The following is a 14,590-nucleotide window of genomic DNA, read 5'->3' as shown; positions in this document are numbered from 1 at the left end:
GTCCGTTTTTCAAAAACTCACAAGCTATTTACCAGGGACAGTGCAGCCGGTCAGGCTTGCGGAGACCTTCAAAAACCAGAGGTTATAAATTGAGCGATGCAATTGCGGACGTTTTGAACTGGCTTGAAAGCAGAACCGACATCCAGAGCCTCAGGGCCGCGGTGTGCGATCTCAACGGCATCATGCGCGGCAAGCGCATACCGGTCGAGCAGGCAAGAAAGGCGCTGGAAGGCAAGCTGCGCATGCCTTACTCGCTGATCGGGCTCGATGTCTGGGGCGAGGATATCGAAGGCAATAGCCTGGTTTTCTCGACCGGCGATGCCGATGGACTGTGCCAGTGGACGGGGCGCGGCATTCTCCCGGTGGCCTGGACGGCCCATCCGACGGCGCTCATCCCGCTCTGGCTTGCCGACGAAAGCGGCGCGCCCTATCTCGGCGACCCGCGACGGGCGCTGGCCCGCATCCTCGATCGCTACAAAGCCTTGGGCCTGACTCCGGTCGCGGCAACGGAACTCGAATTCTATCTCGTCGATCCGCAATCGCAGCGGCCGGTCGGACCTGTTTCACCAGTGACCGGGCGCCGTCTCGATTCCGACGCGGCACTGTCGATCGATGAGATCGACGACTTCGAATCCTTCATCCACGACGTCTATGAAGCCTGCCGGACGCAAGGCATTCCCGTCGACACCGCCATCGCCGAAAACGGCGTCGGTCAGTTCGAGATCAATCTGAACCATGTTGCGGACGCCTTGCGGGCTGCCGACGACGCGGTGCTGTTCAAGCGCACGGTGAAGGGCATTGCCCGCAAGCACGGCTTTGCCGCCTGCTTCATGGCCAAGCCCTATGGCGACCGGGCCGGCAATGGCTTTCACGTTCATTTCTCCCTGGTCGACGGCGAAGGCCGCAACGTCTTCGACGACGGCACAGACCAGGGCTCGGAGACCATGCGCCATGCGGTTGGCGGCCTGCTTGCGGCAATGGCCGAGAGCACGCTGGTGTTCGCACCACACTTCAATTCGTACCGCAGGCTACGCCCAAGATCCTACGCACCAACCGCGGTCGCCTGGGGTTATGAGAACCGCATGGTCGCGATCCGCATTCCCGGCGGACCGACCGGTGCGCGTCGTATCGAGCATCGCGTTTCCGGAGCTGACGCCAATCCCTATCTGGTGCTTGCGGCCATACTGGGCGCCGCGCTGACCGGCATCGAAAGACAGCTGTCGCCAGGGGATCCGATCGGCACTGACGGCCAGGGACTTCCGCCGGCAAAGCTGCCACCGGACTGGGCGTCCGCGATCGCCGCCTTTGAAAGCGGGACGCATGTGGCGGAGATCTTTCCGGCCATCCTGCGCGACTCTTTCGTTGCCTGCAAACGGCAGGAATTGAACACGTTCGCGCTCAATGTCAGCGATTTCGAGATCGAGACATACCTCGAAAGCGTCTAGACTGACCTATAGGGGCACCGTGGTCGACCAGATTGTCGGCGGTGTGAACTACGACCGCATCGACCCCGATGCGTTACTTCCCCTGGGCGATCATCTGGATTGTCAAAACGCCTCGACCCAGGGCCGCAGCTCAAGCTCCGAGCTCCAGGCGCTGCGATGCTGGCGATGGGTTGTGAGATAGGCCTCGGCGATGGCGTCCGGCGATAGCCGGCGGTCCGGCCGCTCGGGATCGGCTGCTTGTCCGGGCGGCTCGATCTGGCCGTCGATGATGAAGTGGGCGACGTGGATGTTCTGTGGGGCGAGCTCGCGGGCCATGGACTGCGCCAGGCCGCGCAGGCCGAATTTAGGCATGGCAAAGCCGGCCGAGCTGGGAAATCCCTTCACACTGGCAGTGGCGCCGGTGAACAGGATCGATCCGGAACCCCGCGCCAGCAGCCGCCGCGCCGCCTGCTGGCCGACCAGGAAGCCGCCATAGGCACCGACCAGCAATGCCTGTTTGACCGCTTCGGCATCGAGCTCGGCGATCGGGCCGCGCGTGCGCGCGCTGGCGTTGAACACCGCGAGTGCCAGCGGGCCGGCCTTGTCGGCGGCGTCGAACAGCCTGGCGACGGACGCAGCGTCGGCGACATCCGTCTCGACGGCCAGCGCACCGGTCTCGTCGACCAGAGCGCTCAGCTTCTCGACGTTGCGGGCGGCCAGAACCACGCGAAAGCCCTCCCGGGTGAGAAGGCGCGCAAGCGAGGCGCTCAGACCAGCGCCTGCGCCTGCAATGACGGCCACATCGGATGTCATGATTTTCTCTCCTTGCGGATTTGGACTGAAGCAGGGTCGCGCCTTCGCGGGTGACAGGCAAGAGATGGCATTGCTGCAGTTGTTGAGCCAGACGGCTGCAGAACCAGCGTGCGCAATCCAATATCGCCTGTGGCGCTACGAAGACCGCTCGGCCTTCAGCACCGAGACCGCCGCTTCGCTGTTGTGGACATACTCATTGGCATCCGGCTGCTTCTGCACCAGCAGGATGAACAACAGGTCGGTCAGCGTCAGCTGCGCGTCGCGCGCGGTGATGGAGGAGGATCGCGCACGCTCTTCGTCGGCGATCGTGTAGAGGCAGATGTCGGCGACCCGGCTCAGCGGATTGTCGTGCAGGCCGGTGACGGCGATCACCATGGTGCCGCGCTTGCGGGCAAGCTCGGCAATGCGCAGGGTTTCGATGCTGGCGCCGGAATAGGACAGCGCGAACAGCACATCGCCCGGCCCGAGCGTCGAGACATTGGCCATCTGGATGTGGCTGTCGCTGTCGTGCAGGACATTGCGGCCGAGCTTCATCAGCTTGTAGGAGAAATCGCGCGCCACCAGCGAGGATGCACCGACGCCGACCAGATGGATGCGGCGCGCCTTGTCCAGCAGTTCCAGCGCCCTGGAGATGATCCGCTCGCTGTTGGCCTCGGCGGTCCGCTGCATCGACAGAAGCTTGCTGCCGATCAGCTTCTTCAAAATGACCTGGTAGCTGTCGCCGACCTCGATAGAACCGTGGATCATGCCGGCCGGCACCTGCCATTCCTGCGCCTTGGCCTCGCTGACGGCGAGCTTGAGTTCCTGATAGCTGGCATAGCCGAGCTTCTGGCTGAACTTGACGACGCTCGACTGGCTGCGTCCGATCTCGGCCGCGAGTGCGGCCGTCGACAGGCGCAGCATCTGGTCGGGATTGTCGACGATGTACTGGCCGATCTCGCGATCGCCGGGCGCCATGCCGTCGAGTTTCGCATTGATCCTGTTCAGAACGGACACGGGATTTCCTCGCGCTTTCAGATGCCGGGCTAAGGAATAAAATATTCCAATTCCGATTGACAGCCAAGAACGTAGAATTAACTCTCCAACTGGACCGGGCCAAAATCCGGGATTCGGAGCAGCGTCTCCAGAGAGAAGCCGCCCGGGTGTGGCCGGCTTTCGTCGCACAAGGTTGCAGCCCATGGATAGATTGCGGATCGTCGGCGGCCAAAGACTGGAAGGCGCGGTCACCATATCCGGCGCCAAGAATGCGGCCCTGCCGCAGATAGCGGCGGCGCTGCTCAGCCCCTACCCGCTCGAACTGACCAATCTGCCTGATGTGACCGACGTCGAAAACATGCTCGGCGTGGTGCGGCTGCACGGCGCCGAGGTGGCCCGGTCGGCCCATGCCGCGACGATCGACACCAGCGCCGCCGTTTCCAAGGAGACGTCCTACGACACGGTGCGAAAGATGCGTGCGACGGTGCTCGTGCTGGCGCCGCTGCTGGCCCGGTTCGGCCATGCCAGGGTTTCGCTGCCGGGCGGCTGCGCGATCGGCGCGCGGCCGGTCGACATGCATGTCGCGGCACTCGCGGCACTGGGCGCCAGGATCGCCATCGAGAACGGATCGATCGTCGCCTCTGCGCCGAACGGGCTGAACGGCACGCGCATCGTCTTGAGCTCGCCATCGGTCGGCGCGACGGAAACCGCTATCATGGCGGCGACCACGGCCAAGGGCGAAACAGAGATCCTCAACGCGGCGCGCGAGCCCGAAGTGGCGGATCTCGCCGCTTGCCTCACCGCCATGGGCGCGGATATCGAGGGCGCCGGCACGCACCGCATCCTGATCGCCGGCGACACCAGTTGGCATGCGGCGAGGCACGACATCATCCCGGACCGGATCGAGGCCGGCACCTACGCCATCGCCGCTGCGATCACCGGCGGCCAACTGGAACTGACGCACGCCCGGCTCGAGCATATGGCCTCGGTGGTGCAACTGCTGGAGGCCACCGGCGTCAGCGTCTGGCCCGGCGACCGCGGGCTCATCGTCTCGCGCGACCGGCCGCTCAGGGCTGTCGACCTGACGACTGAACCCTATCCGGGGTTTCCGACCGATCTCCAGGCGCAGTTCATGGCGCTGATGTGCTGCGCCGACGGCGCGTCGCTGCTGCGCGAAACCATCTTCGAGAACCGCTTCATGCATGTTCCCGAACTGATGCGGCTCGGCGCCAACATCAAGCTGCAAGGCACCACGGCGCTGGTGCGTGGTGGCGAGAAACTGCATGGCGCGCCTGTGATGGCCACCGATCTGCGCGCATCGGTATCGCTGGTGCTGGCCGCACTTGTCGCCGAGGGCGAGACGACCATCAACCGCGTCTATCACCTCGACCGCGGCTATGAACAACTGGACCGCAAGCTGCGCCTGTGCGGCGCCGACATCGAGCGGCTGAGCGCATGAACGGTGTGGAACACTATTTTCTGGGCGTCGACGGCGGCGGAACCGGTTGCCGCGCCCGTATCGAAGACGCTGACGGGACGGTGCTGGGGCAAGGCCTGTCGGGGCCGGCGACAACGCGGCTCGGCATCGATGCGGCCTGGGCGTCTGTCGCAAAAGCCTTTGGCACTGCCATCGAGGAGGCTGGCTTCGGTGCAGTGGAGATCGCCCGGATACACACCGGCATCGGACTTGCCGGCATCGGCCGCAAAGGTGCGCTGGAGGCGTTGCGGGCGATCGTGCATCCGTTTGCCAGCATCGATTTCGTCAGCGACGGCGTCGGCGCCTGCCTGGGCGCGCATTCCGGCCAGGACGGCGCCATTGTCATCGCCGGAACGGGCTCGATCGGCCTTGGCTTCGTCGAGGGACGCGACCTGCGTGTTGGTGGCTACGGCTTTCCGATCTCCGATGAGGGCAGCGGTGCCGACCTTGGCCTGAAGGCTGTGCAACTGGCGTTGCGCGCGCATGATGGAAGGCATGAGCCGACAGCGCTGCTGGCGGAGGTGATGCAGCGTTTCCATAGCGACCCGATGGAAGCGGTTGCCTGGATGGATCGGGCAACCGCCACGGACTACGCAGCCCTGGCGCCGATGGTGATGCGCCATGCTGACCAGGGCGATCCGGTCGGACGGCGCATCGTGCAAAGTGCTGCCGAGCAGATCGATACGCTGGTGCGGGTGCTGTTCGAAAAAGGCGCGCCGCGCGTGACCTTGCTGGGCGGCCTCTCCAGTCCGCTCGAACCCTGGCTCTCTCCCGATGTCCGGCGCCGCCTGAAGCCCGCAGACGGCGATGCTGTGTCGGGCGCGATCATCCTTGCCAAAAGGTCCCTCGACGGACAGTAACGCCTTGCCAGAGAAGGAATAAAATATTCCAATTTTTTGTTGACTGCATGAATATAAAATTCTAAAAAGTTAACAAAGAAAACAGGGCAGCGACGACGGACCCTTGGTCCGTGTGTGCTGGCGCTGGTTGGCCTTGCTGTTCCGGCTGTGCCGCATGGTTTTGAAAGCAAGCTAATGACCGAGCAAGGGTTGATGTCCGAACTGGACCGGCTGGTTTCCGAGGGCCGGAACCCGAGGACGATGGACATCGACCTGCTGCCGACCATCGACGTGTTGCGCAAGATCAACGACGAGGACAAGGTCGTTCCGGCGGCGGTCGAGAAGGTCGTGCCTGAGATTGCGGCCGCGGTGGATCGGATCGTGCTTGCCTTCCAGAAAGGCGCGCGGCTTGTCTATATGGGTGCCGGCACCAGCGGCCGGCTCGGCGTTCTCGATGCCTCGGAGTGTCCGCCCACCTTCGGCGTGCCCGAAGGCATGGTGGTGGGCCTGATCGCCGGTGGCCCCGACGCGCTGGTGCGGTCGACGGAAGGCGCCGAGGACGATCCGAAAATGGGCGCCAGGGCGTTGCAGGAGATCGGGCTCACATCAAACGATGTTGTGGTCGGCATCGCGGTCAGCGGCCGCACGCCCTATGTCATCGGCGGGCTGAACTATGCCAAGCAGGTGGGCGCGACGACGGTCGCCCTGTCCTGCAATCCGGCCTCGACCATTGCCGGCATCGCCGACATTGCCATCTCGCCGGTGGTCGGCCCGGAGGTGCTCGCCGGCTCGACCCGGCTGAAGTCGGGAACCGCGCAGAAGCTGGTGCTCAACATGCTGACCACCGCCTCGATGATCCGCATCGGCAAGAGCTACCAGAACCTGATGGTCGATCTAAACCCGTCCAACAAGAAGCTGGTCGCGAGGGCGATCAGGATCGTCATGCATACGACCGGCTGTACCGCGCAGCAGGCCAAGCAGGTGCTCGCCCAGACCGGCAATGATGTGAAGCTGGCGATCCTGTTGACGATCACCGGCATGGGCGTCGAGGAGGCGCGCGCGGCGCTCGGCAAAGCCGGAGGCTTCCTGCGAAAGGCAATCAGCGACATGACGACATGAAGCTGCATGAGACAAGACGGCTAAAGCCGCTTTAGACAAGACGGCGTGAAGCCGCTTAGACTGGGCCGATACTCCAAATCATGTGTGTCTTGGAAGCGGTCGGCAGAAACTGCAAGGCATCAAGTCAAATCAGAATGGGAGACGAAAATGATAGGGCATCTCACAAGAACACTGCTATCGGGCATCACGCTGGCGGCAATGCTCGGCATCGCCACGGTTTCGACGCAAGCGGCAACGCTGCATATGGCCTGGTCGCAAGACGCCACCGGGCTTGACCCGCATAAGCAGACGGCCTTTTCGTCGCTGCGGCTACTGGAGCTGATCTATGAGCCGCTGGTGCGGGTCGACGCCAGCCTGCAGATCATCCCCGCCATCGCCACCTCCTGGGAGTTTTCCAAGGACGGCAAGGCACTGACCTTCAAGCTCGATCCCAAGGCGAAGTTCCAGGACGGCACCGCCGTGACTTCGGCCGACGTCAAGGCATCGTTCGAGCGTATCCTCGACGAGAAGACCGGGGCGGCCGCGCGCGCCAACTTCCTGTCGATCGCCGGCATCGACACGCCTGACGCGGCAACCGTCGTGTTCCATCTGTCGCAGCCTGATGCGCCGATCCTGACGGCGATGAGCGACGTCAACGCGGCCATCGTTCCGGCAAGCGAAATCAAGGCCGGTTCGATCGGCACCAAGGCGGTCGGTTCCGGCCCGTTCAAGCTCGACAAATGGGACCCGAATGCCAAAGAAGTGCTGAGCGCCAACAAGGATTGGGCCGGCGGCGCGACCGGCGTCGACGGCATCGAGATCAGCGTGCTGCCGGACGAAGCGGCGATCCTCGCCGCCATGCGCACCAAGCAGATCGATTTCGCGCTGCTCAACGACCCACTGGTCGCCACGCTGGTGCCGAAGGAGGCCAGCCTGCAGCTGAACCGCGTACCGGTGCTCTCCTATCACGTGCTGCAGCTCAATCCGTCGCGCAAGCCGATGACCGAGCTCAAGGTGCGCCAGGCGATCTCCTGCGCCATCGATCGGCAGGAGGTGCTCGACACCGCTTCGCTCGGCGAAGGCAAGGTCACCGGACCGCTGACCATCCCGGCGCTCGCGACCGAGCCCAGTCAGCTGTTTTGCTACAAGCGCGACGTCGACAAGGCCAAGAAGCTGATGGCAGAGGCCGGCTATGCCGATGGCTTTTCGGCGACTGTGATCGGCGCTACCGGCGAACCACCGACGGCAGCGGCAGAAGCCCAGGTCATCCAGTCGCAGCTCGCTGAAATCGGCGTCAAGCTCGACATCAAGATGATGGAGCTCAACGTCTATGTCGACGCCTGGCTGAAGGGCGATTTCGATATGGCGATTGCGCTCAATGGCGGCCGCGCCGACCCCTACACCATGTACAACCGCTACTGGACCAAGGCGGGCAATCTGCAGAAGGTGGCGAACTACATCGACGACACGCTGGACAGCCAGATGCAGCAAGGCCGCGCCGAGACCGATCCGGCGAAGCGCAAGGTGATCTTCGCCGAATTCGAGAAGCACCTCGCCGAAATGTCACCGTGGATCTGGCTCTACACGTCCTACAGCTATACGGCCCAACAGAAGAACATCGCCGGGTTCGTGCCGACGCCGACGGGCACGCTGTTCAGCCTGAGCAAGGTTACCATCCAGCAGTAGCCGCCGCAGGCTCTAGAGTCGGATGATTTCAGGTCGATTCGACCTGAAATCTGAATCCGCCTCTAGATCAAAGGGATAGAGCATGATGTCGTCCGAAAACCGCTTACACTTTTCGGCATCATGCTCTAGACGAGAGGACTTCTTCGCGTGAACTATCTGATGCGACGACTGGCGACGTTTCCTCTCGTCCTGCTTGGCGTGTCCATCCTGGTCTTCGTGGCGATCCGGATGGTGCCGGGCGATTCGATCACGGCCATGCTCGGCACAGAAGCCGGCCTGCTGACGCCGGCACAGCGGGACTCGCTCGCTGCCTATTTCGGCATCGACCAGCCCTGGTTCATCCAGTACTGGCGCTGGATAGGCGGCATCCTGCACGGCAATCTCGGCATCTCGGTCACCTATGGCAGGCCGGTGCTCGACGTCATCATCGAGCGCTTCCCGCTGACGCTCGAGCTGGCCGTCCTGTCGATGATCATCGCGCTCGCCGTCGGCATGCCTGCCGGGATCTTCGCCGCCACGCACAATGAGAAACTGTCCGATCTGGGCGTGCGCATCGTCGCCATGATCGGCCAGTCGACGCCGAGCTTCGTGCTCGGCCTGCTGATCATCTACACGCTGTCGGCCGGCTTCGGCGTGCTGCCGGCGATGGGCGAATTCGCGCCGCTCTGGCAGGATCCCTTGCGCAATCTCAGCCAGATGATCCTGCCCGCGATCACACTCGGCTTTGCCTTCGCGGCCTCGGTCACCCGCATATCGCGTTCGTCGATGCTCGACGTGTTGAGCGACGACTATGTGCGGACCGCCCGCAGCAAGGGCGCGTCGGCGCGCAGCGTCATCTGGCGGCATGCTTTGCCCAACGCGCTGATCCCGGTCGTGACGCTGAGCGGCATCGAGTTCGGCTATTTGCTGGGTGGTGCCGTCATCGTCGAGCAGATCTACGCGCTGCCCGGCCTTGGCCGCATGGTGCTGGATGCGATCCAGCAGCGCGACTATGCGCTGGTGCAGGGCAGCGTGCTGTTCATCGCCTTCAACTTCATGATCGTCAATCTCCTGGTCGACCTCGCCTATGTCGCGCTCGATCCGCGCATCCGGCTGGGGGAGTCCTGATGCGCATGCTGCGCGCCATCTTCAGCCACGGCAGCGGCCGCATCGGCGGCGTCATCGTCGGCGTCTATCTGCTGGTCGCCGTCCTCGGCATGCTGGGGCTGACGCCGCACAATCCCATCACGCAGTTCCGGGTCGACCGGCTGCATGCGCCCAACAGCGCCTACTGGATGGGCACCGACCTGTTTGGCCGCGACGTGGCCAGCCGGCTGATGGCGGGCATCGGCCAGTCCTTCACGGTTGCCTTCTTCTCGGTGGCCTTCGCCACCCTTGCCGGCACGGTTCTCGGGCTGGCCGCCGCCTGGCTCGGGCGCCGCTGGGACGGCGTCGTGATGCGGATCATGGATGTGCTGCTGGCCTTCCCTGCCATCCTTTTGGCGCTGCTCATCGTCACCGTTGCCGGACCGGGCACATGGACCAGCATCGTTGCCATCGGCATCGTCTACACGCCGATCTTCACCCGCGTGGTGCGCGGCCCTGCTCTGTCGCTCAAGGCGCGCGAATTCGTCGACGCTGCGCGCACCTTCGGCAGCAGTTCGTCCTACATCGTGACGCGGCACCTGCTGCTCAATCTGGTGGCGCCGTTGACCGTTCAGGTGACACTGGCATTGGCCTGGTCGCTTTTGACCGAAGCCGGTCTGAGCTTCCTGGGTCTCGGCACTCAGCCGCCGGCGGCCTCGCTCGGCCTGATGCTGAGCGACAGCCGCAATTTGATGGAGACCGCGCCCTGGCTGATGATCTTCCCGGGTCTGGCGATCATGATCAGCATCCTCGGTTTCAACCTGCTTGGTGACGCCTTGCGCGACATCCTCGACCCGAAGATGCGGAGGGCGCCGGCATGACCCCGCTTCTCTCCGTCAGCGACCTGCGCGTCGGCTTCGGCCGCGACCGCCAAGCCAACGAGGTGGTGCGCGGCGTCAGCTTCGACCTCGCCGAGGGCGAAACACTTGCCATTGTCGGCGAAAGCGGCTCGGGCAAATCCGTCACCGCGCTGTCGATCAATCGTCTGATCGATTTCGGCGGCGGCCGCATCACCGGCGGCGCCATGAAACTGAAGCGCGCCAACGGCAGCCTTTTCGACCTGATGACCGCCACCGAGCCGCAACTGACCGGCATTCGCGGCGCCGAGATCGGCATGATCTTCCAGGAGCCTATGACCTCGCTCAATCCGGTGCTGACCATCGGCTCGCAGATCGAGGAATCGTTTCGGCTGCACCGCGGGTTGACCGGCAGGCAGGCCACCGCGGCGGCCAAGGATGCGCTCGACCGCGTGCGCATTCCCGATGCCGCGCGGCGGCTGAAATACACGCCCAATCAACTGTCCGGCGGCATGCTGCAACGGGTGATGATCGCCATGGCGCTCGCCTGCAATCCGCGCCTGCTCATCGCCGACGAGCCGACGACGGCGCTCGACGTGACGGTGCAGGCGCAGATCATGGCGCTGCTGGCCGAACTGAAGCGGGAAACCGGCATGTCGATGATCTTCATCACGCATGACATCGGCCTGGTCGCCGGCATCGCCGACAAGGTGATGGTGATGCAGAACGGGCAGGCCGTGGAACAAGGCGAACTCAACCAGATCCTCGACAACGCGCAGCACCCCTACACGCAGCATCTGCTGCAGGACGTGCCGCACTTCACCAATGGCAGCACGACGCGTTCGGACGGACGGCGCGACAAGGACGCAAGCACGGAACCGGCCTTGAAGGTCGACGGTCTGGTGGTGCGATTTCCCCTGAAGAGCAGTTTCTTCAGCCGCGCCACCGGCGCGGTGCATGCCGTCGACGGCGTCGATTTCGACCTGATGCCAGGCGAGACGCTGGCCATCGTCGGCGAGAGCGGTTCGGGCAAATCGACCACCGCGCGCGCCGTGCTGGGGCTGGTGCGGTCGACGCGCGGCAGCTTCTCGGTCGGCGCCCGAAAGGCTTCCGCCGAGCAGAGCGCCCTGCCCGTGCAGATGGTGTTCCAGAATCCCTATGCCTCGCTCAACCCGAGGCTCAGCATCGAGAGCATCCTGGCCGAACCGGTGATCGCCACCGGCGGCCGGGTGAATGTTGCAGCGAAGGCCAGGATGGCGAGCCTGCTGAAACGCGTCGGCCTGCCAAAAAACAGCCTGGAGCGGTACCCGCACGAATTCTCCGGCGGCCAGCGGCAAAGGCTGTGCATCGCCCGCGCGCTGATGCTGAATCCTTCCGTGGTCGTTCTCGATGAAGCGGTTTCGGCACTCGATGTCTCGGTGCAGGCCAAGGTGCTGGAACTGCTGGTCGACCTGCAGAGCGAGTTTGGGCTGGCCTATCTGTTCATCTCGCACGACATGGCTGTCGTCGAGCGGATCGCTCACCGCATCGCCGTCATCTATGCCGGCCAGATCGTCGAGATCGGCGATGCAACCTCGGTGCTGTCAAAGCCCAGGCATTCCTATACCAAAAAACTCATTGCCGCGGTTCCGACCATCGACCGGCGGCACGAGCATTTCGAGCTCGACACGCGCCAGGTTCCGTCGCTGGTGCGCCCACAGGGGTTCGAGCCGGCGCCAGCGAGGTGGGAGCAGTTTGGGCGGGATCACATGGCGAGGGCGGAAGCGTGAGCGCGGCGGCCCAGCTCTTCGACCGCGCATTCCAACCGCTAGCAGCAGCGGTTTCCGCCAAGCGAATCCCAGGCGGCGTGCTCGGCATTGTCGATAAAAGCGGCAGCCGTATCATCCGATCAATCGGCTCCGCGCAACTCGCGCCGAAGCCGCGCCCCATGCAGGACAACACCTGGTTCGACCTGGCATCGCTGACCAAAGTCATCTTCACCACGCCGCGCATCCTGGCGTTGGGGGAAGACGGCGTCATCGATCTCGATGCGCCGCTGGTCTCCGCCCTGCCGGATCTTCGCCAGTATGATGCCGAAGCCTGGGAACGGAAGGTGACGTTTCGCCAATGCCTCGGACACCAGACGCCATTTCCGGCGGTCGAGCCGATTTACACTTACGGACGCGATCCCGAGCTGCTGCGCGCCTTCATCCTGCAGCGCGAATGGCGAGCCCGCGATCCCGTTTATTCCGACATCAACTTCATCCTGCTCGGCTTCGCGCTGGAGCGGCTGTCAAGCAAGACCATCCACGACATGGATCCTGGCCCCGGCTTTGCCTGGTCAACGGAGCCCGATGTCGCCGCAGCGACAGAGGACTGCACTTGGCGGCATCGCGTGTTGTCCGGCAAAGTCCACGACGACAATTGCTCGGCGCTGCAAGGTGCGGGGCATGCCGGCCTGTTCGGAACAGCCGCTTCCGTCCTCGATTTCGCGCAAGGGCTGCTGACCGGCACCGGCGCATACGAAGGTTCGATCGCACTGATGCGCGCACCTTTGTCCGCCACCCGCACCCATGGCTGGGAGCGTCCCTATGAGGGCTGGTCCGGCGGGACGTTGTGCAGCCCGGGAACCATTGGCCATACCGGCTTTACCGGCACCGGGCTGTGGATCGACTTCGACAAAGGCAAGGCCTGGACCTTGCTCACCAACAGGATCCATCCGACACGTCATTTCGACAGCGGAATCGTTCAGCTTCGGCAAGCGGTCGGTGATCTCATGAATGGAGCTCAATGATGAAACCAATCTGGGCCGTCGGCCTGATGACCGGCACCGTGCTCGACGGCAACATCGACGTTGCCCTGATCAAGACCGATGGCGAGCACATCGAGGATTTCGGCACCTATCGGCTGATGCCTTATCCCGCGTCGATCCGCTCCCTGCTGGAAGAGACGCTGACGGTGGCGAGAGCCTGGAATTTCGTTGGGCCGGAGCCGGCGATTTTTCGCACCGCGGAGGAAGCCCTGACACGTGCCCAGTCGGCGGCGGTCAAGGAATTGGTCGAAAGCTATGGCATGACGATGGCCGATATCGGCGTCGTCGGTTTTCACGGCCAGACCGTGCTGCATCGCGCGCCGCAGGTCGGACGTCTCGGCCAGACCCGGCAGCTCGGCGACGGCGAGCTGATGCACGCCCTGTTGGGCACCAAGGTTGCCTACGATTTTCGTTCGGCCGACATGCGCGCCGGCGGGCAAGGCGCGCCGCTGGCCGCTGCCTATCACACCGCGCTGATGCGCAGCGCCGGCGCCAGTGGCGAGGTGGCGGTGCTCAATCTCGGCGGTGTCGCCAACATCACCTGGTGGGACGGCGCCGACAATGTCATTGCCTTCGACACCGGACCGGCCAACGCGCCGCTCAACGATTTCATCAAGTCGAAGGGGCTCGGCGACATGGACCGCGACGGCGCACTTGGCCGCACGGGAACGGTCGACGAGGCCCGGCTCGCCAAGCTGCTGCAGCATCCTTACATGACCAAGCCCTATCCCAAATCACTGGACCGTTTCGACTTCGGTGCCGCGATGGCGGACGGCCTGAACGTCGAGGACGGTGCCGCCCTGCTCACCGCCTTCACCGCCGGCGCCGTCGGCAAGGCGCTCGACCTTCTGCCACACCGGCCTAGAAAATTGGTGGTCAGCGGCGGCGGCCGCCACAACCCGACAATGATGGCAATGCTGGCCAGCCGCGCCGGCGTCGAGGTGGTGCAGGCCGAAAGCCTCGGCTGGAGCGGCGACGCGGTCGAGGCTGAGTGCTTTGCCTTCCTCGCGGTTCGCGTGCTGCGCGGCCTGCCGATCAGCTTCCCGAGCACCACCGGCGCGCCGCAACCGATGCGCGGCGGGAAGCTTGCTGGCTGATCAGGCAAGCAGTTTCTTCTGCAGGAAAATACGACTGCGGCCAGCGGGGAAATCGGCAAGCGCGCCAAAAGGCTGATAGCCCTGGCGCTGATAGACCTTGGCGGCGTTTGGACTGAAGGTATCAATCCAGGCATTGTTGCAGCCGCGCGCAACGGCTTCCTGCTCAGCCGCGTCCAGCATTGTGCCGGCCATGTGCCGGCCACGCAGCCGCTCATCGACCCACAGCCATTGCACGTAAAGCCAGCCCCAGGCGGTGTAGCCCGAAATCCCAGCGACCACCGCGCCCTCCTCATCGCGCACGAACACGGCAAGCGCCTTCCTTTCGGAAGCGCCGACATCGCCGTCGTTGAACGCCGTCAGACGTTCGCCGAGAAAGGCGAGTTCCTCCGGCAAGGGATTTGCTGTCGTTTCAAGTGCTGTTTTCATGGCTTCTTCCGAGATGCGCAACTGGATACGAACCAAGCGTTA

At 64.0% G+C, this 14,590-nt stretch carries 13 protein-coding genes; 10 read left to right on the top strand and 3 right to left on the bottom strand.

Going from position 1 to position 14,590, the window contains the following annotated elements; translation table 11 throughout:
- Window positions 1-89: 89 nt before the first annotated feature.
- Window positions 90-1,445: a glutamine synthetase family protein gene (locus C8D77_RS09980; RefSeq protein WP_109661911.1), complete on the top strand. Its 1,356-nt coding sequence runs from the start codon at window positions 90-92 to the stop codon at window positions 1,443-1,445.
- 102 nt (window positions 1,446-1,547) lie between these two features.
- Here the strand turns inward: C8D77_RS09980 and C8D77_RS09975 are convergent, their stop codons facing one another.
- Together C8D77_RS09975 and C8D77_RS09970 are read right to left on the bottom strand one after the other, a co-directional pair.
- Window positions 1,548-2,237, bottom strand: coding sequence for an SDR family NAD(P)-dependent oxidoreductase (locus C8D77_RS09975; protein WP_109661909.1), 690 nt, complete (start codon window positions 2,235-2,237; stop codon window positions 1,548-1,550).
- A 135-nt stretch (window positions 2,238-2,372) separates the two neighbouring features.
- Window positions 2,373-3,233 carry a MurR/RpiR family transcriptional regulator gene (locus C8D77_RS09970; protein WP_109661907.1) on the bottom strand — a complete coding sequence of 287 codons (861 nt, stop codon included), beginning with the start codon at window positions 3,231-3,233 and terminating at the stop codon, window positions 2,373-2,375.
- A 181-nt stretch (window positions 3,234-3,414) separates the two neighbouring features.
- Here C8D77_RS09970 and murA point away from each other — a divergent pair, with 181 nt between their 5' ends.
- The 9 genes from murA (at window position 3,415) to C8D77_RS09925 (ending at window position 14,122) form a co-directional block, all read left to right on the top strand.
- A complete protein-coding gene (gene murA, locus C8D77_RS09965; RefSeq protein WP_109661905.1) occupies window positions 3,415-4,671 on the top strand; it encodes a UDP-N-acetylglucosamine 1-carboxyvinyltransferase in 1,257 nt (418 codons plus the stop codon).
- Window positions 4,668-5,549, top strand: a complete 882-nt coding sequence (locus C8D77_RS09960) for a glucosamine kinase nucleotide-binding domain-containing protein (RefSeq protein WP_109661903.1) — start codon at window positions 4,668-4,670, stop codon at window positions 5,547-5,549. Before murA ends, C8D77_RS09960 begins: the two co-directional genes overlap by 4 nt.
- 174 nt (window positions 5,550-5,723) lie before the next feature.
- Window positions 5,724-6,647 carry an N-acetylmuramic acid 6-phosphate etherase gene (gene murQ, locus C8D77_RS09955; RefSeq protein WP_109661901.1) on the top strand — a complete coding sequence of 308 codons (924 nt, stop codon included), beginning with the start codon at window positions 5,724-5,726 and terminating at the stop codon, window positions 6,645-6,647.
- Window positions 6,648-6,794: 147 nt separating this feature from the next.
- On the top strand, window positions 6,795-8,312 hold the full coding sequence (locus tag C8D77_RS09950; protein WP_109661900.1) for an ABC transporter substrate-binding protein: 1,518 nt from the start codon (window positions 6,795-6,797) through the stop codon (window positions 8,310-8,312).
- Between the two features lie 147 nt (window positions 8,313-8,459).
- Entirely contained in the window at window positions 8,460-9,419 is a 960-nt protein-coding gene (locus tag C8D77_RS09945) for an ABC transporter permease (RefSeq protein ID WP_109661898.1), read from the top strand.
- Window positions 9,419-10,258, top strand: coding sequence for an ABC transporter permease (locus C8D77_RS09940; RefSeq protein WP_109661895.1), 840 nt, complete (start codon window positions 9,419-9,421; stop codon window positions 10,256-10,258). Before C8D77_RS09945 ends, C8D77_RS09940 begins: the two co-directional genes overlap by 1 nt.
- Window positions 10,255-12,003 (top strand): ABC transporter ATP-binding protein, encoded by a 1,749-nt coding sequence (locus C8D77_RS09935; protein WP_109661893.1) that lies wholly within the window; start codon window positions 10,255-10,257, stop codon window positions 12,001-12,003. Before C8D77_RS09940 ends, C8D77_RS09935 begins: the two co-directional genes overlap by 4 nt.
- Complete coding sequence (locus C8D77_RS09930) at window positions 12,000-13,007, top strand: serine hydrolase domain-containing protein (protein WP_109661891.1); 1,008 nt, start codon at window positions 12,000-12,002, stop codon at window positions 13,005-13,007. The genes C8D77_RS09935 and C8D77_RS09930 overlap by 4 nt, the downstream gene beginning before the upstream one ends.
- Window positions 13,007-14,122, top strand: coding sequence for an anhydro-N-acetylmuramic acid kinase (locus tag C8D77_RS09925; protein ID WP_109663252.1), 1,116 nt, complete (start codon window positions 13,007-13,009; stop codon window positions 14,120-14,122). Before C8D77_RS09930 ends, C8D77_RS09925 begins: the two co-directional genes overlap by 1 nt.
- On the opposite strand, the gene C8D77_RS09920 is transcribed toward C8D77_RS09925, so the two are convergent.
- Window positions 14,123-14,548 (bottom strand): GNAT family N-acetyltransferase, encoded by a 426-nt coding sequence (locus tag C8D77_RS09920; protein WP_109663250.1) that lies wholly within the window; start codon window positions 14,546-14,548, stop codon window positions 14,123-14,125. It lies immediately after the preceding gene.
- Between the last annotated feature and the right edge of the window lie 42 nt (window positions 14,549-14,590).

Origin of the sequence: Mesorhizobium loti, assembly GCF_003148495.1 — a bacterium.
Taxonomy (GTDB): Bacteria; Pseudomonadota; Alphaproteobacteria; order Rhizobiales; family Rhizobiaceae; genus Mesorhizobium; species Mesorhizobium loti.
Note: the sequence above shows the minus strand (reverse complement) of the source record. Positions and strands in the feature narration are given on the sequence as shown.